This is a genomic window from Celeribacter indicus, assembly GCF_000819565.1.
Taxonomy (GTDB): domain Bacteria; phylum Pseudomonadota; class Alphaproteobacteria; order Rhodobacterales; family Rhodobacteraceae; genus Celeribacter; species Celeribacter indicus.
The window spans coordinates 1,466,649-1,489,900 of record NZ_CP004393.1 but is presented as its reverse complement, the minus strand read 5'-3'; the positions used below and the strand labels follow the sequence as shown (position 1 = coordinate 1,489,900).

Annotated in this window: 22 protein-coding genes; 7 read left to right on the top strand and 15 right to left on the bottom strand. The window is 68.6% G+C overall.

Annotated features, from left to right (window positions below; translation table 11 throughout):
- Window positions 1–147: 147 nt before the first annotated feature.
- From P73_RS07515 to P73_RS25495, 3 genes are all read left to right on the top strand, one after another.
- Entirely contained in the window at window positions 148–2,244 is a 2,097-nt protein-coding gene (locus tag P73_RS07515) for a methyl-accepting chemotaxis protein (RefSeq protein ID WP_043869120.1), read from the top strand.
- A gap of 1,218 nt (window positions 2,245–3,462) precedes the next feature.
- Entirely contained in the window at window positions 3,463–4,080 is a 618-nt protein-coding gene (locus tag P73_RS07505; protein WP_043871487.1) for a sugar transferase, read from the top strand.
- Window positions 4,081–5,142: 1,062 nt separating this feature from the next.
- Window positions 5,143–5,442: a hypothetical protein gene (locus P73_RS25495; protein ID WP_139267096.1), complete on the top strand. Its 300-nt coding sequence runs from the start codon at window positions 5,143–5,145 to the stop codon at window positions 5,440–5,442.
- A 156-nt stretch (window positions 5,443–5,598) separates the two neighbouring features.
- Here the strand turns inward: P73_RS25495 and P73_RS07500 are convergent, their stop codons facing one another.
- The 5 genes from P73_RS07500 to P73_RS07480 all read right to left on the bottom strand — a co-directional run bounded on the left by P73_RS07500 (window position 5,599) and on the right by P73_RS07480 (window position 9,976).
- Window positions 5,599–7,026, bottom strand: coding sequence for an ArnT family glycosyltransferase (locus tag P73_RS07500; protein WP_082033147.1), 1,428 nt, complete (start codon window positions 7,024–7,026; stop codon window positions 5,599–5,601).
- Window positions 6,989–7,306 (bottom strand): lipid-A-disaccharide synthase N-terminal domain-containing protein, encoded by a 318-nt coding sequence (locus P73_RS07495; RefSeq protein WP_043869118.1) that lies wholly within the window; start codon window positions 7,304–7,306, stop codon window positions 6,989–6,991. The genes P73_RS07500 and P73_RS07495 overlap by 38 nt, the downstream gene beginning before the upstream one ends.
- A 3-nt stretch (window positions 7,307–7,309) precedes the next feature.
- Window positions 7,310–8,062, bottom strand: coding sequence for a glycosyltransferase family 2 protein (locus P73_RS07490; protein WP_052453099.1), 753 nt, complete (start codon window positions 8,060–8,062; stop codon window positions 7,310–7,312).
- 189 nt (window positions 8,063–8,251) lie between these two features.
- Window positions 8,252–8,614: a DUF5368 domain-containing protein gene (locus P73_RS07485; RefSeq protein ID WP_043869117.1), complete on the bottom strand. Its 363-nt coding sequence runs from the start codon at window positions 8,612–8,614 to the stop codon at window positions 8,252–8,254.
- Window positions 8,615–8,626: 12 nt separating this feature from the next.
- On the bottom strand, window positions 8,627–9,976 hold the full coding sequence (locus tag P73_RS07480; RefSeq protein ID WP_043869116.1) for an NAD(P)/FAD-dependent oxidoreductase: 1,350 nt from the start codon (window positions 9,974–9,976) through the stop codon (window positions 8,627–8,629).
- 224 nt (window positions 9,977–10,200) lie between these two features.
- Between P73_RS07480 and P73_RS07475 the strand changes: the two genes are divergently transcribed.
- From P73_RS07475 to P73_RS07465, 3 genes are read left to right on the top strand one after another with little or no spacing between them, the layout of a single operon-like run.
- Window positions 10,201–10,749, top strand: coding sequence for a biotin transporter BioY (locus P73_RS07475; RefSeq protein ID WP_043869115.1), 549 nt, complete (start codon window positions 10,201–10,203; stop codon window positions 10,747–10,749).
- 9 nt (window positions 10,750–10,758) lie between these two features.
- Window positions 10,759–11,421: an energy-coupling factor ABC transporter ATP-binding protein gene (locus tag P73_RS07470; protein WP_043869114.1), complete on the top strand. Its 663-nt coding sequence runs from the start codon at window positions 10,759–10,761 to the stop codon at window positions 11,419–11,421.
- The gene (locus tag P73_RS07465) at window positions 11,415–12,014 is read left to right on the top strand and encodes an energy-coupling factor transporter transmembrane component T family protein (RefSeq protein WP_043869113.1); all 600 of its coding nucleotides are present in this window, start codon (window positions 11,415–11,417) and stop codon (window positions 12,012–12,014) included. The genes P73_RS07470 and P73_RS07465 overlap by 7 nt, the downstream gene beginning before the upstream one ends.
- Before the next feature lie 43 nt (window positions 12,015–12,057).
- Here the strand turns inward: P73_RS07465 and P73_RS07460 are convergent, their stop codons facing one another.
- The 10 genes from P73_RS07460 to P73_RS07415 all read right to left on the bottom strand — a co-directional run bounded on the left by P73_RS07460 (window position 12,058) and on the right by P73_RS07415 (window position 21,998).
- Complete coding sequence (locus P73_RS07460) at window positions 12,058–13,614, bottom strand: acyl-CoA dehydrogenase family protein (RefSeq protein ID WP_043869112.1); 1,557 nt, start codon at window positions 13,612–13,614, stop codon at window positions 12,058–12,060.
- A complete protein-coding gene (locus P73_RS07455) occupies window positions 13,611–14,486 on the bottom strand; it encodes an amidohydrolase family protein (RefSeq protein ID WP_043869111.1) in 876 nt (291 codons plus the stop codon). The genes P73_RS07460 and P73_RS07455 overlap by 4 nt, the downstream gene beginning before the upstream one ends.
- Window positions 14,487–14,495: 9 nt before the next feature.
- A complete protein-coding gene (locus P73_RS07450; protein WP_043869110.1) occupies window positions 14,496–16,313 on the bottom strand; it encodes a feruloyl-CoA synthase in 1,818 nt (605 codons plus the stop codon).
- Between the two features lie 25 nt (window positions 16,314–16,338).
- A complete protein-coding gene (locus P73_RS07445; protein WP_043869109.1) occupies window positions 16,339–16,782 on the bottom strand; it encodes a MarR family winged helix-turn-helix transcriptional regulator in 444 nt (147 codons plus the stop codon).
- A 12-nt stretch (window positions 16,783–16,794) separates the two neighbouring features.
- Window positions 16,795–18,114: a TRAP transporter large permease gene (locus tag P73_RS07440; protein WP_043869108.1), complete on the bottom strand. Its 1,320-nt coding sequence runs from the start codon at window positions 18,112–18,114 to the stop codon at window positions 16,795–16,797.
- The gene (locus P73_RS07435) at window positions 18,114–18,656 is read right to left on the bottom strand and encodes a TRAP transporter small permease (RefSeq protein ID WP_043869107.1); all 543 of its coding nucleotides are present in this window, start codon (window positions 18,654–18,656) and stop codon (window positions 18,114–18,116) included. The genes P73_RS07440 and P73_RS07435 overlap by 1 nt, the downstream gene beginning before the upstream one ends.
- Before the next feature lie 3 nt (window positions 18,657–18,659).
- Complete coding sequence (locus P73_RS07430) at window positions 18,660–19,703, bottom strand: TRAP transporter substrate-binding protein (protein WP_245629248.1); 1,044 nt, start codon at window positions 19,701–19,703, stop codon at window positions 18,660–18,662.
- 97 nt (window positions 19,704–19,800) lie between these two features.
- Window positions 19,801–20,568: a crotonase/enoyl-CoA hydratase family protein gene (locus P73_RS07425; protein WP_043869106.1), complete on the bottom strand. Its 768-nt coding sequence runs from the start codon at window positions 20,566–20,568 to the stop codon at window positions 19,801–19,803.
- Window positions 20,569–20,580: 12 nt separating this feature from the next.
- Window positions 20,581–21,351 (bottom strand): SDR family NAD(P)-dependent oxidoreductase, encoded by a 771-nt coding sequence (locus tag P73_RS07420; protein ID WP_043869105.1) that lies wholly within the window; start codon window positions 21,349–21,351, stop codon window positions 20,581–20,583.
- Window positions 21,352–21,527: 176 nt separating this feature from the next.
- Window positions 21,528–21,998, bottom strand: a complete 471-nt coding sequence (locus P73_RS07415; RefSeq protein WP_043869104.1) for a MarR family winged helix-turn-helix transcriptional regulator — start codon at window positions 21,996–21,998, stop codon at window positions 21,528–21,530.
- 167 nt (window positions 21,999–22,165) lie between these two features.
- Between P73_RS07415 and P73_RS07410 the strand changes: the two genes are divergently transcribed.
- Entirely contained in the window at window positions 22,166–23,206 is a 1,041-nt protein-coding gene (locus P73_RS07410) for a TRAP transporter substrate-binding protein (protein WP_043869103.1), read from the top strand.
- Window positions 23,207–23,252 lie beyond the last annotated feature (46 nt).

Genomic DNA, 23,252 nt, shown 5'->3' with positions numbered 1-23,252 from the left:
GATTGTCAGCTGACAAATGGGGCGCCTTCGGGCGCCCTTTTTTCATGCGCCCCCGAAACATTCGGGGAAAACCGGCGGGCATAAACCAATCGGTAAGGGCCTGTGCCCTAGGGTGGCGGGGAACGCCTATAGCCCAGGATGTCCCGAATGTTCGCCAGACTCATGAAATCGCGCGGGGAAAAGACGACCGCCCGCCCCGCCACCCCGCTCGAAACAGTGATCGAGGCGAACCACATCCTGATCGTGTGCTCGCCGGAGGGACGGATCGAACGCGTCAACGACGTGTTCTGCACCGTCACCGGCTACACGCGGGAAGATGTGCTCGGCAAGGACGGCACCATCCTTGTGCGCCGGAAGGACCATGAGGAGGCGCGGGCCCTGTGGCGCGACCTCCGGTCGGGCCAACCGCGGGAGATGATCGCGCCGCATCTCGACAAGCAGGGAAGGGAGATCTGGCTCTCCGCCACCTACAGCCCCTTCCGGGACGAGACCGGCGCGGTGCGCACCGTCTATATCGTCGGCCGGGAGATGTCCGAACTTCACCTGCGCCGCCGCGACAACCGCTCCAAGGAGGACGCGATCCGGCGGTCCATGGCGGTCGTCGAATTCGATCTCGAGGGCAATATCCTGAGTGCCAACGACCATTTCCTCGACACGACCGGCTACACGCTCGAGGAGATCCGCGGCCGGCACCACCGCCTCTTCGTCCCGCAGGAGGAGGCCGGGTCGGAGGCCTATCGCCTCTTCTGGGACCGCCTGGCGAAAGGCGCGTCGGAAAAGGGACAGGTCCGGCGGCTCGCCCGGAACGGCCGGGCCCTCTGGTTCGAGGCGACCTATGAAACGCTGATCGACCCTGAAAACCGGCCCTTCAAGGTGGTGAAACACGCCTTCGACATCACCCGCGCCCGCAACCTCGAGGCCGAGGCACAGGGCCAGATCGACGCCATCCAGAAGGTGCAGGCGGTGATCGAATTCAGCCCCGACGGCACCGTCCTGCGCGCCAACGAGCTGTTCTGCCGCGCGATGGGATATGCCGAGGAGGAGATCGTCGGCCAGCATCACCGCCTTTTCGTCGGACGGGACCATGCCGGGACCGAGGAACACGCGGCCTTCTGGGCGCGGCTGCGCGCCGGGGAGAGCATCAGCGACGATTTCGACCGGTTCGGCAAGGATGGCCGGCGCGTCGCGATCCGGGCGAGCTACAATCCGATCCGCAACGCCTCCGGCGAGGTGGTCAAGGTCGTCAAGTTCGCGGTGGACACGACGATCTTCCACACGACGACCGACACGCTCAGCGCCGGCCTCGGGGCCCTGTCGCAGGGCGATCTCGGCATCGAACTGACGACGGATCTCGGCGGGTTCGACGCGATCCGCCAGACCTTCAACTCCGCCGTGGCGAAGCTCGCCCGGACGATCCTCGGCGTTGCGGAAAGCGCCCGGATCATCCGCGCGGAGGCGGAGGCGATCGGCCAGGCGACGAGCGATCTCGCCCGCCGCACCGAAAGCCAGGCCGCCACGCTCGAACAGAGCGCCTCCGCCCTCGACCAGCTCGTCGCCTCGGTGAAGGGCGTGGCGGGCACCGCCGGCAGCGTCCGGTCGAAATCCGAGGAGGCAAAGGGCTATACGGTCCAGGCCGGACAGGTCATCGACCGCGCGATCGCCGCGATGGACGAGATCGAATCCTCTTCGAAGAAGGTGGCCTCGATCACCTCCGTCATCGACGACATCGCCTTCCAGACCAATCTCCTCGCCCTCAACGCGGGCGTCGAGGCGGCGCGCGCCGGGGACGCCGGGCGCGGCTTTGCCGTCGTCGCCTCCGAAGTGCGGGCGCTCGCGCAGCGCTCCTCCGACGCCGCGCGGGAGATTGCCGCGCTGATCTCGACTTCGAACCAGCAGGTGTCGACCGGGGTGGAACTCGTGCGCGAGGCGGGCACCGCCCTGTCGCAGATCCGCGACGTCGCCGGCACGATCCACGAGGGCATCGAACAGGTCGCCACCTCGACCACAGAACAGGCCAGCGGACTGAGTGAACTGAGCACCGCCATCAACCAGCTCGACCAGACCACGCAGCAGAACGCCGCCATGTCGGAGGAAACCAACGCCGCCACCGTCAACCTGCAAAGCAACATCGCCGCGATGGAGGCCGACATCTCCTTCTTCGGCAGGGGCCGGCCGGCGGGGACCCAGGCCGCCGCCCCGGCCCGCCCCGACCGGCAGGACCGGGCCTTCGCCCGCAGCGCCTGAACCGGCCGTGGAACGGACGCCGGACATGTTTTGCGTTGCGGTCGCCCCGCAGGCGCATTCCGCCCCCCGGCCGGGGCACCTTTCCCGCGCCGGAGGCAGCACGGGATCGCTCAGGCGCGCTCCCGCCGGAGGCGCGCCGCGCCTGCCCGGCGCGTTCGGAGAGGAGACGTCCCTCTCCCGCCCCACCCCTGATACGGACGGCAAGGCGGCGGCCGACGCCCCCGACCGTGCACCTGCTGGCCCGGTCCCCGGCAGGCGCAGGCCGGTCCAACGCGCCGGGAGGCTTTGGCTGAAACTCATCCCGCGCCCGGAGCGCGTTTCGCAGCCGGGCCGGGGTAAGATGCCCGACTGCCACTGTCATAGATCTCGCCGCCGTGCAGCCCGCACACCCGCGTCCTCGCGCGGGCGGCGCGGGCGGCGCGGGCGGGTCCATGGGTGGCGAGCCCCCTTCGAACAGCCGTGCGCCCTTCCGCGGCAGGCGCAGCATGATCCCCCCGGAGGCAGCCTGCGATTCGCCGTGCGCGGGATCGCCTTGCGCCTGGTCGCATGGCGGCGCCTGGGCCACGCACCGCGCATCCCTCCCCCGATCCGTCACGCGAGCGCGGCATCCCCGGCATGCGCGGGCCTCTGCCGCCCCGCGGCGCGCCCGCCCTCCGTCACGCCCGGCGAGGCGCCGGTGCCGGCGGTGCGCGCCCCGGACATGCGGTCGCGACCTTCGTCCAGGGCGCAGGCGGGCTTCCATCCGACGCTCGGCTGCCCGGCGCGAAAACCGGTCCCGGAGACGGCCGGTCGGGCAGGCATGGCGAAGGCGATCAAGGAGATACGGGGGCATGTCGGCTCTCGTCCGGACGCCGGTCTGCCTTCATATTCATTCCGAAGACCGGGTCGGCATTGCGGCAGCCTCTTCGGGAGACGCATCACAAGGGGCGGCCAGGGCGCCGCGAAGGGCGATTTCGGACAGGTCCGGATCGGGTCGGGGTGCCTCCCTGCCCTCTCTTCGCCGCCTCCGTCGCTTCGCACCCGATGGGCGATTTTCTGCGGATGCAAAAAACATCCACTTCAAAATACAATCACAGGTAGTATAGTTTTGCGGAAAGCATCGCTCTCGAGCCGAGAAAATTCTCTTTGCGCATCAGACCGGACACTCCACCGATGGCCAAACGTCCCGACATTTCCTTGCGCCCTGCCGATCTTCAGCGCTTTGGCCGCGAGGCCGGAATGCAAGTCTACAGGCAGGGAGGGAAGCGTGTCTTCGATCTCTTCGTGGCCTTCTGCGCGGCGCCCTTCGTGGTCCCGGCGATCCTGCTGCTCGCCGCCCTCGTCCGGTTCGACGGCGGTTCCGCCTTCTACACGCAGCACCGGGTCGGGCGGAACGGACGGCTGTTCCGATGCTACAAGCTGCGCAGCATGCGGCCCGACGCCGACGCCCATCTCGAACGGCTCTGCCGCGAGGATCCGAAGATCGCGGCCCAATGGCACAGGTACCAGAAGCTCGACCACGATCCGCGCATCACCCCGCTCGGGCATTTCCTGCGCGCCTCCAGCCTCGACGAGTTGCCGCAATTCTTCAATGTCGTCAAAGGCGACATGAGTTTCGTCGGCCCGCGCCCCTTCCTGCCGAGCCAGCAGTCGCTCTACGAAGCGGCGCGCGGCCGTGCCTATTTCGAGATGCGGCCGGGGATCACCGGTCTCTGGCAGGTGTCGGGACGGGGCGTGACGAGCTTCACCGATCGCGTGCGCTACGATCAGCTCTATCACAGGAAGCTGAGCCTGGGGACGGATCTGCGGCTGATGCTGCGGACGACGGTGGTGGTGCTGCGCTCCACCGGACAATAACCCGCGCGGCTCAGCGCCCGCGCAGGCAGGTCGCCGCGACGCGCTGTGCGACCACGTCGCGGCCAGCCCACACGCCGGTCAGCGTCAGCCCTTCGAGCCGCGCGCCGGGGCAGCCGGTGTCCAAGGTCATCCGCACCTCGCCGGTGAGGCGCTCCGGCGACGCATCTGCCGGAGCAGTTCGAGGCCCGGCCCTCCTCCGGCGCGGGGTGCAGCCTCACACCGCCGTCCCGCCCGAGATGGCAACCCCCGCGCGGCTCAGAGCCCGCGCAGGCCGCCGCGACGCGACCCGACGCGCGACCACGTCGCGGCCCCGCCCATACGCCGGTCAGCGTGAGCTCCCAGAGCCGCGCCGGGGGGCAGCCGGTGTTCGAGGTCATCCGCACCTCGCCGGTGAGGCGCTCCGGCATCGGACGCATCTGCGCGTCCTAAAGCATTTCGAGATTGAGTTGAGACATATCCGGCAGTTTTAAAGTAGTTTCAGCGTTCGAGCGGATCATAGCGATCGCAGATTGCCCCGATGGCGTTAAAGATCTTGGTGAAGGTTCTCGCTCCGGTGCGCCTGAGGTGGGCTTTGATCACGCAAGGTTTCCGCGGCTTCCTTGTTCCGGTGCCTTGCCAGATTGTCGAGGACCACCACGGTGCCGGGCGCAATCTCGGGAACCAGCACCTCGCGGACGTAGGCGGAAGGCCGGGCCGTCCATTACCGGCAGTGCATGCGCAAAGCGGATGTCACGGGAGGCATCGCGCCCTTGATGACCTAAGGCGCGATCAATGCGTCACTGGTCAGCCCGGCATCAGCTGCTTTCCCCAGTTGCCAAAAGGCACGTCCATGGTCAGGCGATGGCCTCGTCTGGCCCTGCCGCGCAAGCGTGCCAGCGTTGTCTCACCGCTGTTTCGTCAAGAAAGACAAAGCGGTCCGGCAGTGCGGCAATGGCTGGCAGGCGATGTTTGAACCAATCGGCACGCTGCTGCCTTACCTTGGCGCGACGGCGCTCGGAGGCCACCAGCGACTTTTTTGTACGTGAACCCGAGCCGGGACAGCAGATTGGCGATGGAAGAGTGATGAGCCATCGCGCCCTCGGCCTCAGCCAGTGCATCACGCAACTCAAAGAATGTGATGTCCGGGTCCTGCGCGGTCGACTCCTCGAAGAATGTCCGGCGCGGCGCCAGCTTGCCCTGCGCAGATGGACGTTCCTGCGGCGCAGGATCGGCGCCGCGCTTCGCTCCGACCTGTCGCGCCCACCGGCGCGCCCGTGGCGGGCGACAACCGCAAACGCAACGCCGCCGCACGCCCGCTTAACCCGTCTTCAACAGATTTCTGAAACCGCGCCCGTGGCGCAGATGGCAAAGGTGCTGACATGATCCATCCTCCCGGTCAGGAGCAATCACATCTGGGCTGCATCGGGAGGCCCCCGCGATTCAGGTTTTGCCCGAAACGCTCTTGATCGCGGTCGCCTCCTCCGGCGCAGGGTGCAGCCTCACACCGCCGTCCCGCCCGAGATATAACCCGCGCGCGGCTCAGCGCCCGCGCAGGCAGGTCGCCGCGACGCGCTGAGCGACCACGTCGCGGCCCGCCCATACGCCGGTCAGCGTCAGCCCTTCGAGCCGCGCGCCGGGGCAGCCGGTGTCCGAGGTGGAGATCATCAGCACCTCGCCGGTGAGGCGCTCCGGCATCGGGCGCATCTGCGCGTAATAGCTCGAGGCGCGGCCCTCCTCCGGCGCGGCGTAGAACCTCACGGTGTCGTCCCGCCCGATATAGAAGAGATCGGCGAGAATATCGCGATTGTCGCTCACCACCGGCAGGCCCTCGGCCCGTGCGAGGGCGAGGATGCTCCCGGAGAGGGCGTGCCTGCCGAGGTAGCGTTCGAGGAGCGGGCCGGAGTCGGTCCGGGGCCAGGGCGCGAGGGTGATCAGAACCGGCAGGGCGAGCGTGGGAATGAGGTTGACGCAGAGCGCGGCGATGCGGCCCGCCCGCGGCAGGACCAGAACGGCGAGCACCGTGCCTGCGAAATAGGTGGCGATTGCCCAGTTGGCATAGGCCCGGTCGAGCAGCGCCTGCACGGAGACGACCATCAGCGCGGGCACCGACAGGAGCGCGAGCGCGCGCCGCGTCCCGAGGCGCGGACGGGCATAGCCCCAGAGCAGCGCGGCGAAGGTCACGGGGCCGAAGACCGCGAACTGGCTGAAGAAGAACTCGGCCAGCGAGCCGGGATGGAACCGCGCGCCGGTGCGCACCCAGCCGGCATTGTCCATCGTATGCGAGACGGTGGTGAGGTCGTGGGAGAGGTTCCAGACCACGTTCGGCGCGACGACGACGGCGAAGGCGAGGAGCATCAGCGCGGCCTGGCGCCAGCCGATCCGCATTGCCGGACAGGCCAGCATCGCGAGCCCGGCGCCGATCAGGAAATAGACGCCCGCATATTTCGCCATCACCGCGAGACCGGCGAAAAGGCCGGTCAGCAATGCGTCGGACGTCCGTCGGCTTTCCGTCAGGCGGAAGAGGAACAGCAGCGCGGCGGCGAAGGCGGGCGCCATCACCGTGTCGGTCGAGATCATCACCGAGCCGAGCGCGGTGAAGGGCAGCGTGAGATAGATCGCGACGGTCCAGAGCGCGGCCCTGCCATCCGCCAGCCGCGCGGCCAGCGCCCCGAGCAGCAGCGCGGTGATCCCGTGCAGCACCGCCCCCGGCATCCGCACCCAGAAGGCGGCATCCGAGCCCGCCAGATCGGTCACGAGGCGGATGAGCCAGCCGATCAGCGGCGGCTTGGAGTAATAGCCGAAATCGAGGTTCTGCCCCCAGAACCAGTATTGCACCTCGTCGACGAACAGGTCCGTGCGGTCGAAGGCGAGCGCGAGAAGCCGCAGCGCGACCGCCACGGCGACGAGCGCCAGCGCGGGGGCGAGCCAGTCACTCGCTCGGGGTCTGGCCGACGCGTCGCTTGGCATAGATGAGCCAGAGGTTGCGGGCGTAGATGACGACGCCGAGGGACTGCCCGAGCACGAAGACCGGATCGCGCCGGTAGAGCGCATAGGTCAGCAGCATCACGCCGCCGGCCAGGGAGAAATACCAGAAGGCGACGGGCATCACGCTGTCCTTGGCCCGTTCGGAGGCGATCCATTGCAGCAGGAAGCGCGCGGTGAACATGAGCTGGGCGAGCAGGCCGAAGACGACCCACCAGAGTTCGGTGACGGTCTCGACATGCAGGATCGCCATGAGCCAGTCCATCGCTCAGACCTCCCCGCGCGCGGGCATGACCTCGGTCGGGCGCGATTTCTTGCGCCGGCGCAACAGCCAGGCGACGCCCGCCAGGTCGACGATCCCGACGAGGGCGCGCTGGACGTTGGAATAATGCGACCGCCCGCCGCCGCGCGCGGCATGGCTCACGTCGACATGGGCGATCGTCCAGCCGTCGCGGGCGAAGAGCGCGGGAAGGTAGCGGTGCATGTGGTCGAAATAGGGCAGCGTGAGGAAGTCGTCGCGCCGGAACGCCTTCAGCCCGCAGCCGGTGTCGCGGGTGCCGTCCTTCAGGATGCGCGCGCGCAGGGCATTGGCGAATTTCGAGGCGTAGCGCTTGGAGGCGGTGTCCTGGCGCCCGACCCGCTGGCCGGCGACGAGGCCGATCTCCGCCGCGCCCGGTCCGGCGAAGGGCGCGACCATGTTGGGGATTTCCGAAGGCGGGTTCTGGCCGTCGCCGTCGAGCGTGCAGACATAGGTGCCGCGCGCGGCGCGCACGCCGGAATGGACGCCGGCGGATTGCCCGCCCGCGCGGTCGTGCCGGATCACCCGCAGCTCGGGCATGACCTCCATGCGGCGGGAGAGCAGGTCGGCCATCCCGTCATCGGAGGCATCGTCCACCACGATCACCTCCCACGGCCCCAGGGGCGCGCAGGCCGCCGCGATCCCGTCGAGCAGGCTCGCGATGTTCTCCGCCTCGTTGCGCGCGGGGATGACAATGGAATAGATGCAGGTCGCGTCGGACATGGGCCTCGCCGCCTCGTCTTGGGTTTTCCCCGCGATTACCGGAGCGGCCCAGCGATGTAAAGCGAAAGCCCCCCGCGCGGCGGAGGAGCGGCGGCTGCGGGCGCCCCCGGCCGTCACGGCCGGAGGGGGCGCCCGCCCCCCGGATCGCAGGGCACGAGGCGGCCCGAGGGATCCGCCGCCGGCCGCGGGTCAGGACCCGCCGGCGCGGCGCAGGGGGCGGATCAGCGATTGCACGGTGTAGACGAGGATCGCCATCCCGACCGCGCCGAGCGTGGCGATGCCGAGGAAGACGATCAGGTCCACCGCACCGCCGATGTCGGAGACATGCGAATGGGTGATCGCGAGGACGAACCAGACGGCAAGCACCGCGCCCAGCGGCATGGAGAGCTGCGCCCAGAGGAACTTGTGCCAGCTCACCGCGCGGTCGCGGATCAGCACGTAGAGATAGGCGAGCGTCACCGCGGCGGCGAGCCCCGCCATGGTCCAGAACAGGCCGCGGCCGAAGATTTCCTCCAGCACGGCGATGATGGTTTCAAGGGTCAGGTCCTTCATGGCGTCTCCTCCTCAGGCCTTGCCGCGCAGCATGGCGTTGTAGGTCGCCTTCAGCGCGACCTCCTTCATCAGCCAGGAGATCCAGAGCTCCTCGAGCGGCGGGACGATGCCGGGGAAGGAGGGCACGAGATCGTTGTTGTAGTCGAATTCCACGAGCATCGCGCGGCCGACGCGGGTGATCATCGGGCAGGAGGTATAGCCGTTGTAGGTCTCGCGCGGCGTCTCTCCCGCGAGGGTGGAGACGATCTGGTCCTCCACCACCGGCACCTGCCACTTGACGGAGGCGGCGGTCTTGCCCTTCGGCACGCCGGCGACGTCGCCCAGCGCCCAGATCTCGGGATAGCGCAGGTGGCGCAGGGTGTGCATGTCGCATTCGACCCAGCCCTGGTCGGTCCATCTGTCGCTCCAGGAAAGGCCGGACTGGCGGATCACCTCCGGCGCACGCTGCGGCGGGATGACGTGGAGGTAGTCATAGGGCATGTCCACGGTGGAGGCGGTGTCCTCTCCGGTCAGCGGATCCCTGCCCCTGACCGCGAAGGTGGCGCGTTTCGCCCCGGCATCGACCGCGGTCAGCCTATGGCCGAAATGCGAGGCGATGTTGCGTCCGGCGAACAGCATCCGCACCTTTTCGGCGACGATCGGCACGGAAAAGAGCGCCGCCTGCGGACAGGCATAGGCGATCTCGTAGCGGCCCGCCGCCCCGCCCCGGCTCGCGATATCCTCGATGAGGAACGTGTGCTTGAGCGGCGCGCCGGCGCATTTCATCTCCGTCGCCGGGCGGGTGAAGAGGCCGATGCCGCCCTCCTCGGTGAATTTCGAGGCGGCTCGCCAGGTCTTCGCGGCATAGTCGGGGCCGGCATAGAGCGCGCCGATGCCGTTTTCGCCGACCATGTCGAGGGAGAAGCCCTCGATCGCGTCGTGGTCGAGCACGAGGCCCGGCTCGACCACGAGGAGATCGTAGGGATAGCGCGTCCCGGTCCCGGTGATGACGGATTTCGCCTCCGGGTCGATGGCCGCGGCGCGTTCGGCGATCAGCGTCACGCCGGAGGGCAGCCAGGCGGCGGTGTCGGAGACCACGTAGCCCGCGGGCTTCAGCCCGGCGGCGACGAGCGACAGGCCCGGCTGGTAGAGATGCGCGCGGCGCGGGTCGATGAGCGTGATCTGCGCCCCCTCGAGGCGGCGCACGAGGCGGTTGGCCAGCGACGTGCCCCCGGCCCCGGCGCCGATGATGACGATCTTCGCCTTCGTCGCGACGGGGGCGGCCTGCGCGGCGGACTGCCCCGCGGCGGCCAGGGCGCCCGCACCCGCGGCCAGTCCCAGAAATGCGCGCCGGCCGAGGCGCGGCGGTGTCCGTCCTGTCATGATCTTCCTCTATAATTATTCAAATCTGTGCATATCATAACATGAAAGACGCGCGGCGGTCGAGAGGGCGGATGCGGGACAAGACGGGGGGCGCGCGCGGCCGCAAATCCGCCTCCGCCGGCGCGAAAGGGGGTTTACCGCGGGTCGGGGCGGCGCGTATCACTCGCAGCCACAGGATCACCCGGCGGGCCCGGCGACGGCCCGCCCCATTGGGAGGACACCCGATGACCACGCGCGACATCGTTCTCATTGCCCTGTTCGCGGCGATCACCGCCGTGATGGCGGTCTTCCCGCCGATCACCCTGCCGCTCCTGCCGGTGCCGGTCACCGCGCAATCGCTGGGCGTGATGCTTGCGGGCGGCGTGCTGGGGGCGAGGCGCGGCGGGCTCGCGATCCTGCTGCTGCTCGTGCTCGTGGCGATCGGCCTGCCGCTCCTGTCGGGCGGGCGCGGCGGGCTGGCGGTCTTCGTCGGGCCGACGGCGGGCTTCCTTCTGGGCTGGGTCGCGGCGGCGCTTGCGATCGGCTGGATGACGGAGAGGTTCTGGGACGGGCTGTCCCTTGTCACCGCCACGCTGATCTGCGTCGCGGGGGGCATCGTGGTGATGTATGCCTTCGGCATTCCCGGCGTCGCCCTTGCCGCCGGCGTGCCGCTGTCCACCGCCTTCGCCGGCTCGGCCGCCTTCATCCCCGGCGACATCGTCAAGGCGGTGATCGCGGCGGCGGTCATGGTGGCGGTGAAGCGGTCCTACCCGATCATCGGGCAGGCGGCCTGAGGCCCGGCCATGATGATCTTCGACGGGGTGACCGTGACCAGGGGGGATCGCGAGATCCTGTCGGAGATCGACCTCACGCTCCCCGAACGCCGCATCGGCGTGATCGGCTCGAACGGCGCGGGCAAGAGCACCTTCCTGCGGCTGTTCAACGGGCTCGAGACGCCCACGGCGGGCACCGTCCGGTTCGGCGACACCGACGACGACCTGCGCCGGCATGTGGGATTCGTGTTCCAGAACCCCGACAACCAGATCGTCTTTCCCATCGTGGAGGAAGACCTCGCCTTCGGGCTCAGATCTCGCCGGCTCGGCAAGGCGGAGGTGGCCGACCGCATCGCGCGGGTGCTCGCGGCGCTGGAGATCGCGCATCTGAAGGACCGTTTCACCCATCAGCTTTCCGGCGGGGAGAAGCAGCTGGTCGCGCTCGCCGGCGTGCTGGTGACGGAGCCCGATCTGGTGGTGTTCGACGAGCCGACGACCCTGCTCGACCTCGCCAACCGGACCCGCTTTGCGCGGGTGCTCGACGCCCTGCCCCGGCCCGCGGTTGTGGTCACCCACGATCTCGACCTCATCGGGGCGTTCGACCGGGTGCTCTGGATCGACGGCGGGCGGATCGTCGGGGACGGCCCGCCCGGCGCGGTGATCCCCGCCTATGTCGCGCGGGCGACATGCTGAGCGATCTCTATATCGCGGGCGACAGTCCGCTGCACCGCGCTCCGCCGGGACGCAAGCTGCTGGCGCTCTTCGTCCTCTGCACGCTGGTCTTCCTGCTGTCCCATTGGGCCGTGCTCTCCCTCGCGGTGGCGCTCGTGGTCTTCGGCTATGCGCGGGCCGGGCTGGCGCCGCGCCACGCGGTCGCGGCGCTCCGGCCCGCCGTCCCGGTGCTCGCGCTCATCTTCGTGGTGCAACTCTGGCTCGCCGGCCCGTCGCAGGCGGCCTTCGTGGCGCTCCGGCTCGCCTGCCTGCTGGCGGCGGCGGCGCTCGTCACCTCGACGACGCGCGCGAGCGAGTTCATCGAGGGAATCCTCGCCGGGCTGAAACACGCGCCCGGCTGGGTGCCGAAGGACAAGATCGCGCTGGCCATGTCGCTCGTGTGGCGCTTCATCCCGCTGGTGCGCGGCATCTTCGACGAGGTGCGGGAGGCGCAGCACGCCCGCGGACAGGGGCGCAACCTGCGTGCGCTGCTCGTCCCGATGGTGGTGCGGACGCTGAAATCCGCCGACGAGATCGCCGAGGCCATAGAGGCGCGCAGCCTGCCGGAGCGATGAGCGCCATCCATGATCCGCGGGGGACAGGCGGCGCAGGGGCGGCTCAGGCGGCGCGCGGCAGGGCCACCGGCAGAGGCCGGCGCGCCACCGCGCGGGACAGGCGGAGAAGCTCCGGCCCGCCCGTCGCGGCGAGCCGGCACCAGACCGCGCGGAACAGAAGCTCCCCGGTCAGCGCCATGAACTCATGCGCCTGCGCGAGGGGGTCATCTCCCATCCCTGCCCGCATCCTCTGCCAGTCGTCCCGCAGCGCGAGGCAGCCGGCATCGCCCGCCGCAAGCTCCCCGACACGCGCCGCGAAAGCGTCGGCGCCGGCAGGGTCGCGCAGGCCGCGCGTCGCGAGCGCGCTCGCGTGGATCCCGTTCGCGCCCTCGTAGATCGACGTGATCCGCGCGTCGCGCCAGGTCTGGGAGATGCGGTATTCGGTGAGATAGCCGTAGCCGCCGAGCACCTGGATCCCGAGATCGGCAGCGCGGATGCCCGCCTCGGTGCAGAAAACCTTGCACACGGGGGTGAGGAAATCCACGAGCGCCGGGGCGTCCCCCATCGCGAGCTCGGTCATCGTCAGGCAGGCCATCGCCCGCGCCCCGAGCGCGAGGCTGCGCTGTTCGCCGAGCATCCGCCGCACGTCCGGGTGGTCGGAGAGCACGGCCCCGGTGCCGTCGGCCCTGCGCCCCTGCCGGCGCTCCGCGGCATAACCTGCCGCGATCTGGTGGGCGCGGGAGGCGTGGGCGACGCCCTGGAGCGCCACGTCGAGCCGGGCGTGGTTCATCATCGTGAACATCGCCGCGAGCCCGCCGCCCTCCTGCCCGATCAGTTCGGCCCCGGCGCCGTCGAAGGCGAGCTGGCAGGTGGGCGAGGCGTGCAGGCCGAGCTTTTCCTCGATCCGGGTCACGCTGACCGCGTTGCGCGCGCCGCCGGTCGCGGAGGGGCAGAGAAAGAGCGACAGGCCCTTCACCCCGTCGCCCGGCGCGCCGGTGCGCGCGAGCACGAGATGCAGGATGTCGCGCGACAGGTCCTGATCGCCGCCGGAGATGAAGATCTTCTCTCCCTCGATCCGCCACGCCTCTCCCTCGCGGAGGGCGCGCGTGCGGATGCGGGAGAGATCGGACCCCGCGCCCGGTTCGGTCAGGCACATGGTGGAGAGCGTTTCGCCCGCCGCCAGACGCGGGATCCAACGGGTTTGCTGCGCCTCGGAGCCGAATTTCATCAGCGTCGAGATGGCGCCGGGCACGAGGTTGCAGACCATCTGGAGACTGTGGTTCGCGCCGGAGAAGATTTCCGAGACGCCCGCCGCGATCGCCGCGTTCTGGGCCATGCCGCCGAACGCCTCGGGCGCGGTGAGCCCCTGCCAGCCGCCCGCGGCGAGCTGTGCGAAGGCGTCGCGGAACCCGTCGGGCAGGATCACCCGCCCGTTCTCGAGCCGGCATCCCTGCGCGTCGCCCGTCTCGTCGAGCGGGGCGAGGACGCCCTCCGCGAAGGCGGCGAAATGCCGGAGGATGCCCTCCGCCGTCTCGTCGTCCCAGTCGGGCAGGCGGTCGGCGCCGGCGACGTCGCGCAGGCAGAGGAGGATGTCCTCGACCGGGGCCGCGAACGGGATCATGCGGAGACCCCCAGAAGCCGCATCGCGTTCTCCTTGAGGATCAGCGGGCGCACCTCGTCCTTGAATTCGGCCCTGTCGAAGGCCGCGAGCCATTTCTCCGGCGCGATCATCGGCCAGTCGGAGCCGAAGAGCATCTTGTCCTTCAGCAGCGAGTTGGCGTAGCGCACGAGGATCGGCGGGAAGTATTTCGGCGACCAGCCGGACAGGTCGATATAGACGTTGGGCTTGTGGTTGGCGACCGAGAGCGCCTCCTCCTGCCAGGGGAAGGACGGGTGCGCGAGGATGATCGGCATGTCGGGGAAATCGACCGCGAGATCGTCCGTATACATCGGGTTGGAATATTTGAGCCGCATCCCGTTGCCGCCGCGCATGCCGGAGCCGACGCCGGTCTGTCCGGTATGGAACAGCGCGGGCCTGCCGCTTTCCGCGATCGCCTCGTAGAGCGGATAGGCGGCGCGGTCGTTGGGGTAGAAGCCCTGCATCGTCGGGTGGAACTTGAACCCGCGGATGCCGTGGTGTTCCACCAGATCGCGGGCCTCGCGGGCGCCGAGCCGGCCCTTTGCCGGGTCGATGGAGGCGAAGGGGATGAGGATGTCGGAATGTTTCGCGGCGGCATCGGCCACCTCGTAATTGTCGTAGCGGCGATAGCCCGTCTCGCGTTCCGCATCGACCGGGAAGATCACCGCGGCGATGTTCATGTCGCGGTAATGCGCGGCGGTCTGGTCGATGGTCGGAGGATGGCTCCAGGGGGCGCCGAAATATTCGGCCATGGTCGCCTGGAGTTCGTCATAGCCGTCATCGTCGTGACAGCCGCAGGCCTCTTCGGCATGGGTGTGGAAGTCGATCGCGCGGACCTTTGAAAAATCAACCATGTCGTCTCCTTACACGCGGATGAGCGCGGGATCGTTGTTGTCGTAGAGCCGTTCGAGCAGGTCGGCGCGGCGGGCGATGATCCTGCGGGTGTTGAGCGAGCCCTTGTCGGTGATCTCCCCGTCCTTCACCGAGGGCGGTTCGGCGAGGATGATCGCGCGGGCGATGCGCCGGGCCGAACCGGAAGCGGCGCGGGCCATCTTGCGCAGGATGTGATGGATCTCCGCCTGGAGATGCGCGTCGATCACCGCGCCCTCGGACCGGTTGTCGCCGGTGAGCCGGTCGGGGCGCGGGAAGATGAACAGGCCGATGTCGTCGCGGTCATGGCCGCAGATCACGACATCCTGCACGAGCCCGCGCAGCGCCTCGAGCGCGTCGAGCCGCAGTTTCCCGGCCTGCACCCATGTGCCGGTCAGGAGCTTGAAATCCTCCGACACGCGGCCGTCGAACCGGAGCCCGCGGTCGGGATCCTCCGCATCGACGAAGCGCACCGCATCGCCGGAGATGAAGAAGCCCTCGGCGTCGAAGGCCTGCGCCGTCTTTTCGGGATCGTTCAGGTAGCCGGGCATCACGTTCGGCCCCTTCACCCGGATCTCGCAGCGCATCTCGGCATCGGGGAGGAGCTTCACCTCGACGCCGGGAAGCGGCACGCCGATCACGCCGGAGCGCCCGATGGGTTCGTGCACCATCACATTGGCCGGTGCGGTCTCCGTGAGGCCCCAGGAGGAGATCATCAGCGGCAGCCGGCCCCGCACCTCCCGCGCCATGTCCTCGAGCCGGGTCCAGACGTCCTGCGGCAGGGAGGCGCCGGCGTAGAAGATCATGTCGAGGTCGCGGAAATAGGCCTCGCGCAGGGCGCGGTCGTGTTCCATCTCGTGCACGAGCATGGAAAAGCCCACGGGCACGTTGAAGGCGACGGTGCCCGCCTTGTCGGTGACATTCGCGACGGTGCGGCCGAACAGCGCCTTCGTCGGCTTGCCGTCGTCGATATAGAGCGCGCCGCCGTGCATCAGCATCATGTTGACGTTGTGCGAGCCGCCGAAGACATGGTTCCAGGGCAGCCAGTCGACGATCCGCTGTTTGCGCTCCTTCATGAAGGGCAGGACGGAGGCCATCTGCGCCTGGTTGGCGCACATCATCCGCTGCGTCGTCAGAACGCCCTTCGGGTCGGAGGAGGAACCGGAGGTGAAGAGGATCTTGGCCACCGTGTCGGGGCCGACCTTCGCGTGCAGGGCGTCGAGATCGACGGACGCATCGCCCCTGAGCAGCTCCGCGAAGGGGGTCACCGGGCGCGGCGCGCCGGCGGTGCGGGAGGCGACGATCTCGATCCCGTCGAGATCGGGCAGCGCGAGCGCCTTTGCGTAGCGCCCGGCATCGTCGACGAAGGCCATCGCGGGCTTCGTCTTCGCGATGGCGTATTGCAGGCGGAAATGCGCCTCCTCGATGAGGGAATACTGTTCGGCCAGCGGCACGGTCGGCACGCCGGCCCATTGCGCGGCGAAGGACAGGAGCGCGTGGTCGACGGAATTGCCGGACATGATCAGAACGGGCGTGGAGGCATCGAGCCCGCGCGCCGCGAGCGCGGCCGCGATGGCCTTCACCCGGTCGAGCACCTCGCCATAGCCGAGCGCGCGCCAGCCCTCGCCCGAGCGTTCGGCGAGATAGACCGCCTCCGGCGTCTCCCGCGCCCATGTCTCGAGCCAGACGCCGGTATGTTCCACCACCGGATCGAGCGGCACGCGCGAGGTCAGGAGGATGTCGCCGGTGTCGCGCACCGTCCTTTGCACCGCATGGGGCGCGAGCGTGAGGCCCGTCGTTTCGTCCGTCATGATACCGTCCTCCCTCAGTTCCGCCTCAGCCACGGCCCACCCTCCTGAGCAGATCCGCCAGCCTCTGCCGCTCCCCGGCGCCGAGGCCGGCGAAGATGCGTTCCTCATGGGCATGGACCGCCGCCTCGGCGCGGGTCCAGACCGCCTCTCCCTCGGGCGTGGCGCGCAGGGCGTATTGACGCCGGTCGCCCTCGACCCGGTTGCGCGCGATGAGATCGGCGCTTTCCAGTTCGTCGACCAGCACGACGACGCCCGAGCGTTCGATATGGAGCGCCTCGGCGAGGCGGCTCTGCGACACGTCGGGGTTCTCGATGATGATCGCGAGGGCGGAGAACGAGGTCATCCGCAGCCCGAATTCCTGAAGCGTGCGCCCGAGGTCGTCGCGCACCATGAGGAAGGCGCGTTTCATGTTGTAGCCCGCGAACTGGCGCAGGTTTTCGTCGGTGATCTCTTGCATGTCCTTGGCCATGAAAAATCCTTTCTATCCGATCAGGTCGACGAGCCGGAAGCTCAGCGCCGGGAAGCTCACGAGCACCGCGATGCGGACCACCTCGGCGAGGATGAAGGGGGTGGTGCCGCGGAAGATCTGTGCGGTCGGGATGTCCCTGGCCATCGAGGAGATGACGAAGAGGTTCATGCCGACGGGCGGGGTGATGAGCCCCATCTCCACCACGACGAGGGAAATGATGCCGAACCACATGGCCTGCTGTTCCGGCAGGAGGCCGAAGTCGAGCGCCATGATGGTGGGGAAGAAGACCGGCACCGTCAGGAGGATCATCGACAGGCTGTCCATGACGCAGCCCATCACGAGGTAGAAGGCGATGATGCCCAGCAGCACCACGATCGGCGCCACCTCGGCGGCGGAGAAGAAGGCGGCGACATCGGCGGGCATGCGGCTGAGCGCGAGCGCGACGTTGAACAGGTCCGCACCGAAGACGATGGCGAAGATCATCGCGGTGGATCCGGCGGTGTCGATCAGGCAGTCGAGGATCGCGCGCCCGGTCAGGCCGCGGGTGGCGAGCCCGGCGACGAGCATGAGGACCACGCCGACGGAGGCGCCTTCGGCCGGGGTGAAGAACCCGCCGTAGATGCCGCCCAGCACGACGACGAAGATCGCGACGATATGCCAGATGTCCCCGAGCGCCCTCAGCCGCACGGCGAGCGGTGCGCGGGCATGCGTCGGGCCCTCGGCGGGGAAGAGGCGGACATAGACGGCGATGGCGATGCAGAAGCCGATCACGGCGAGGATGCCGGGAAGGGTGGCGGCGAGGAAGAGCTTCACGATGTTCTGTTCGGTCAGAAGCGCGTAGATGATGAGCACGACCGAGGGCGGGATCAGGATGCCGAGCGTGCCGCCCGCCGCGAGCGAGCCGGAGGCCAGCGCGCCGGAATAGCCGTGCCTGCGCATTTCCGGCAGCGCCACGCGCGCCATGGTCGAGGCGGTGGCGAGCGAGGAGCCGGAGATCGAGCCGAACATCGCGCAGCCCGCCACCGCAGCCATGGCGAGCCCGCCGCGCAGGTGGCCGATCCAGGCGTTCGAGGCGGCGAAGATCGCGGAGGAAATGCCTGCGCGGGTGGCAAGATGGCCCATGAGGATGAACAGCGGCACGATGGCGAGCTCATAGGACATGAACTTGTCCACCCAGACGGTGTTGAGATAGGCGAAGAGCGCGTAGTGGCCCGCGAGCGCCACATAGCCCAGCCCGCCGACCAGCCCCATCGCGAGCGCGATCGGCATGCGGATGAAGATGAGGCCGAGAAGCGCCACGACCATCACGACGGCAATCGTCAGCGGGTCCATCACCGCACCTCCAGCGCGCGCAGGCCCTGCGACAGCATCGGCAGGGATTGCAGCGCCGCGATCAGCGCGGAAAGCGCGGTGCCGAGGATCGCGGGGAGATAGACCCACCAGATCGGCGCACGCAGCAGCATGGTCCGGTCGCCGTAGCCGCGCATCTCGCCGAGTCCGACGGTGAGGCGCCAGGCGACGAAGGCCCAGGCGAAGGCGAAGGCGAGGGTCCAGAGGCCGTCCAGCCGGCGCTGCGCCCTGGCCGGGAGCCAGAGGGTGAAGAGATCGACCATGACGTGTCCCTTGTTGAACTGGCACAGCGGCAGGAAGAGCGAGGCGCAGGCAGCACAGGCCAGCTCCACGAGCTCGAAATCGCCCCGGATGCCGCCGAGCCCGAGGTTGCGCATCGCCACGGAGAGGGTGACGAGCAGCGCGGAGGCGAAGATCACCGCCCCGCCCGCCCCGGCACAGAGCAGCGACAGGCCGCGCAGGGCGCGGAACAGGGGGGTGTGCTCCCCCTGCTCCGGCGTCTCATCGGAAAGCCGTTCGGCCATGGCTCACCCCTGCGCGTCGAGCAGCTCGTCGGCGCGGGCGACGATGGCGGTGCCGTCGAGCCCCGCATCCTCGAGCTTCTTCGCCCAGGTGTCGTAGATCGGCGCGGCCATCTCGCGCCAGCGCTCGATCTCGGCGGCGGGGATGGTGTGGATCTCGTTGCCCTGTTTCTCGACCATCGAGCGGCCGAAGGCCTCGAATTCGTCGAACTGGGCGCCGAGGCGGCGCGACAGGTCCGCGCCGGAATGGTCGTCGATCACCTTGCGCAGGTCGTCGGACAGGCCCTCGTACTTGCGCTCGTTCATCACCAGGGAGAAGGTGTTGCAATAGATGCCGCGCCCGCCCGCCTCGGGTTCGTTGCTCACCGTGGTCAGCTCCTGGAGCTTGTAGGCGGGCACCACCTCATAGGGCAGGCAACAGCCGTCGATCACGCCGTTCGACAGGCCGACGACCATCTCCGTCACCGGGAAGAACACGGTCTCGGCCCCCATGAGCGTCAGCATCTCTCCGGTCGCCTGGTTCGGGGCGCGCAGTTTCAGCCCCTTCAGGTCCTCGGCGGCATTGATCCTTTGCCCGCGCATGTGAAACTTGCCGCCGTCATGGGTGTGGAAGGCGAGCGGTTTCAGCCCGCGGTATTCGTCCTGGCCGAATTCCTCCATGAGCTGGTGCATGGCGATGGAGGTCTTCTCGGCGTTCCTGACCATGAAGGGCAGCGCGAAGGTCTCGGCCACGGGGAAGCGGTCGGGCGTGTAGACCGGCAGGGTCCAGGAGATGTCGGAGATCCCCTGGCGCGCCTGGTCGGCGAGTTGCGGCGCCTTGCCGCCGAGCTGCATCGCCGGGAACATCTGGAACTCGATCGCGCCCTCGGAAGCGTCGGAGATCTCCTTTGCCCAGACATCGAAGAAGCGGGTCTGCATCGGCGCGACGCCGGGCAGGAAATGCGCGACGCGCAGCGTCACTTCGGCGGCATGTGCCTTTTCGAGATAGGCCGGGGTCGCGAGGGCGGCGCCCATCGTCGCGAGCGCCATGCGGCGGGTCATCTGCGTCATGTGAAGTCCTCCCAAGATCATGACATGCGGCCCGCTGTCCGGGCTCTTCACCTCTTGGGACGGGGCCGCCCTCCCCGGCCGCCCCGCCCGAAGCATCCTACCGGAAGACCGGCGGGCGCTTTTCGAGGAAGGCCCGAAGCCCCTCCTCCGCATCCTTGCTCGTCTGGGACACGGCGGCGCACATGCTTTCCATGAACAGCCCGTCGGTTTTCGACATGTCCTCGATCCGGGCGATGGCCTGGATCATCATGTAATTGGACAGGGTGGCGTTCTTCGCGATCTTCGCCGCGAGTTTGCGCGCGAGGTCCATCGCCTCGCCCTCGTCCGCCGTATAATGGGCGAGGCCGAGCGCCAGCCCCTCCTCCGCATCGTACTTGCGCCCGGTCAGCATCATTTCGCACAGCCGGTCGGCGCCGAGGATGCGCCCGATCCGCACCGAGGCCCCGCCGCCGACGAAGATGCCGCGCATCCCCTCGGGCAACTGGAAGATGGTCGAGGGTTCCGCGATCCGCACATGGGTGGCCGCCGCCAGTTCGAGCCCGCCGCCGATCACCGCGCCGAACATGGCGGAGACCACCGGCAGGCCGCCGAACTGGATCTTTTCCATCACCGCATGCCAGTTGCGCGAATGGCGCATCGTCCCCTCCGCATCGCGGGCGACATGTTCGGACAGGTCGAGGCCGGAGCAGTAATGCCCTTCGGTGCCGGTCAGGATCACCACCCGCACGCCGTCCGGCGGCGCGGAGAAGAAGCTGTCGAGCGCGGCGAGCAGCGCGTCGCACATGGCGTTGCGCTTGCCGGGGCGGTTCATGGTCAGAGTGGCAATCGGCCCCTCGATCTCGGTCTTGAGGATCTCGCTGGTCATTGTCTGGTCTTCTTACTTGATCGGCATGCGGGTGGCGGCGTCGAGCCGGATCACCGTGCCGTTGAGCATCGGGTTCTCGACGATGGCCTGCACGAGGCGGGCGTATTCGTCGGGCTGCCCCATCCGCGAGGGATAGGGCACGGATTTCAGGATCTCCGCGCGGATGTCCTCAGGCAGGCCCGCGCTCATCGCGGTTTCGAAGAGGCCCGGCGCGATCGCCATCACCCGGATGCCGAAGCGCGCCAGTTCGCGGGCCGCGGGCAGGGTCATCGAGGCCACCCCGCCCTTGGAGGCGGCATAGGCCGCCTGGCCGATCTGGCCGTCCTCGAAGGCGACGGAGGCGGTGTTCACGATCACGCCGCGCGCGCCGTCTTCGTCGCCCTCCACCGGATCGGCGGCGGCCATGGCGCGGGCGGCGAGGTTCATCACCGCATAGGTGCCGGTCAGGTTGACCTGGAGCGTCCGGGCGAAGCTGTCGACCGTCAGGCTGCCGTCGCGCGGCAGGATGCGGGCGGCCGTGCCGATGCCCGCGCAGGACACGACGATGCGGGGCGGTCCGAGCCGGTCTTCGATGCGGGCAAAGGCCGCCTCGAGCGCGGTCACGTCGCTCACATCCGCCGCCAGGCCGAGCCCGCCGACCTCGCGCGCCGCCGCCTCCGCCGCCTGCGGCGACAGGTCGAGCACCGCCAGCTTCGCGCCCTGCGCGGCGAGCCGTTTCGCGGTGGCGAGCCCGAGCCCGCTTCCCGCGCCGGTCACGACCGCGGTCATTCCCTCGATCCGCATCGAAATCCTCCCTTTGGCGAAAACATGCGGCCGCTTAATTGTTATGTCAATGAACAATTACAAAACGGAACTGATTACGCAGGCGCAGAAACCGGCCTGGACCTTGTTTCCAATGAAAAACCCCGCGCGCGGAAGGCGGGCGGAGCAACGGGGTCTGCGGTGCAGGAACGGGCGGATCAGCCCTTTCGCTCGAGAACCTGCGGTGCGCGGCTCAGGTGGTTGCCCGAATCCGCCGCCTTTTGCGCGAGTTTCAGGAATTGCGCGCGTTCCGTCGCGTCGAGGCCAGACAGGATGTCGTCCTGAAAGTCGCGCACCACCGGGATCAGCCGGGCCAGCACCGCCTCGCCTTCGGCGGTGAGGGTGACCACCCGCGCCCGGCGGTCGCGTGCGCTGACCTCGCGGCAGACAAAGCCCTTGGCCTCCAGCCGGTCCACGACGCCGCCGATCGTCGCGCGGTCATAGGCGATGATTTCCGCCAGCCGCGCCTGGTCGAGGCCGGGATTCGCCCGGATCGCGTTCATCGCGGCGAATTGCACCGAGGTGATGGCCTGTCCCTCTGCCTTCATCCGCTCGGTGAAGACCGACATGGAAATCTGGTTGAGCCGCCGGATCAGGTGACCCGCCATGTTGTGAATCTCGAGTTTCATGTGGAATCTCCCCCGTTTAGGCGGCGGCGCGGCGTCCCCGGCCGTCTCCCCTGCCCTGACCTGCATCAATAATAAGTGTGCTTATCAACTTGACTCAGATCAAGCGTAATCATACTCACGAAGTGGCGCAACGGGAGTGCGCCCGCGAAAATCAGGAGGAGCTCTACATGTTTTCGAAGGCAAAACTGCGCGGTCTGCTTGCCGCCACGGCGCTCGCGACCGTCGCCGCCGGATCGGCCGTCGCCCAGGACGTCACCCTCATCGTGCATCATTTCCTGCCCCCTGTGGCCAATGCCCACAAGGTGATGCTCGAGCCCTGGGCCGAGAAGGTGATGGAGGAAAGCGACGGGCGGATCGACATCCAGATCTATCCGTCCATGTCCATGGGCGGCACGCCCGCCGAGCTCTACGGCCAGGTCCGCGACGGGACCGCCGACATCGTCTGGACGCTGCTCGGCTACACGCCCGGCGTCTTCCCGCGCAGCGAGGTGTTCGAACTGCCGACCGTGCACAAGGGATCGGCCCGCGACACCACGATCGCGCTCAATGCCTCGCTCGACCTTCTCGCCGAGGATTTCAAGGACGTGCATGTGCTCTTCCTTCAGGCCAATGACGGCAACCTGATCCATTCCGCGAACCGCGAGGTGACGACCTACGAGGATGTCGCGGGCATGAAGCTGCGCACGCCCTCGCGCACCGGTGCCTGGCTGATCGAGGAGATCGGCGCAGAGCCGGTGAGCCTGCCGGTCAACGCGATCCCGGAATCCATGTCCAAGGGCGTGATCGACGGCGCGATGACCACCTACGAGATCGCGCCCGCGCTGAAGCTCCAGGAGCTCGACAAATACACCGCCGAGCTGCCCGACGGAGACCGGTTCGGCACCGCCGTCTTCATGGTGGCGATGAACAAGGACGTCTACGAAGATCTGCCTGACGACCTGAAGGCGGTGATCGACAACAATTCCCGCATGAACGTCGCCGAGGAGATCGGCACGATGTGGGAAACCTTCGAGGAGCCGGGGATTTCCGCGCTCGACGAGGCCGGGGTGGTGCGCAACACCTTCTCCGAGGAGGAGGCCGCGAAATTCGACGCCGCCGGAGAGCGCGTCGTCGAGCGCTGGATCGAGGAAGTGTCCGCCAAGGGCATCGACGGCGCCGCGCTCGTCGAGGCCGCGCGCGCCGCGGTGGCCGAAGCCCACGGCGAATGAGCTTCGGGGGGAGGCGCGCGGGACGCGCGTGCCTCCCTCCGGCAGA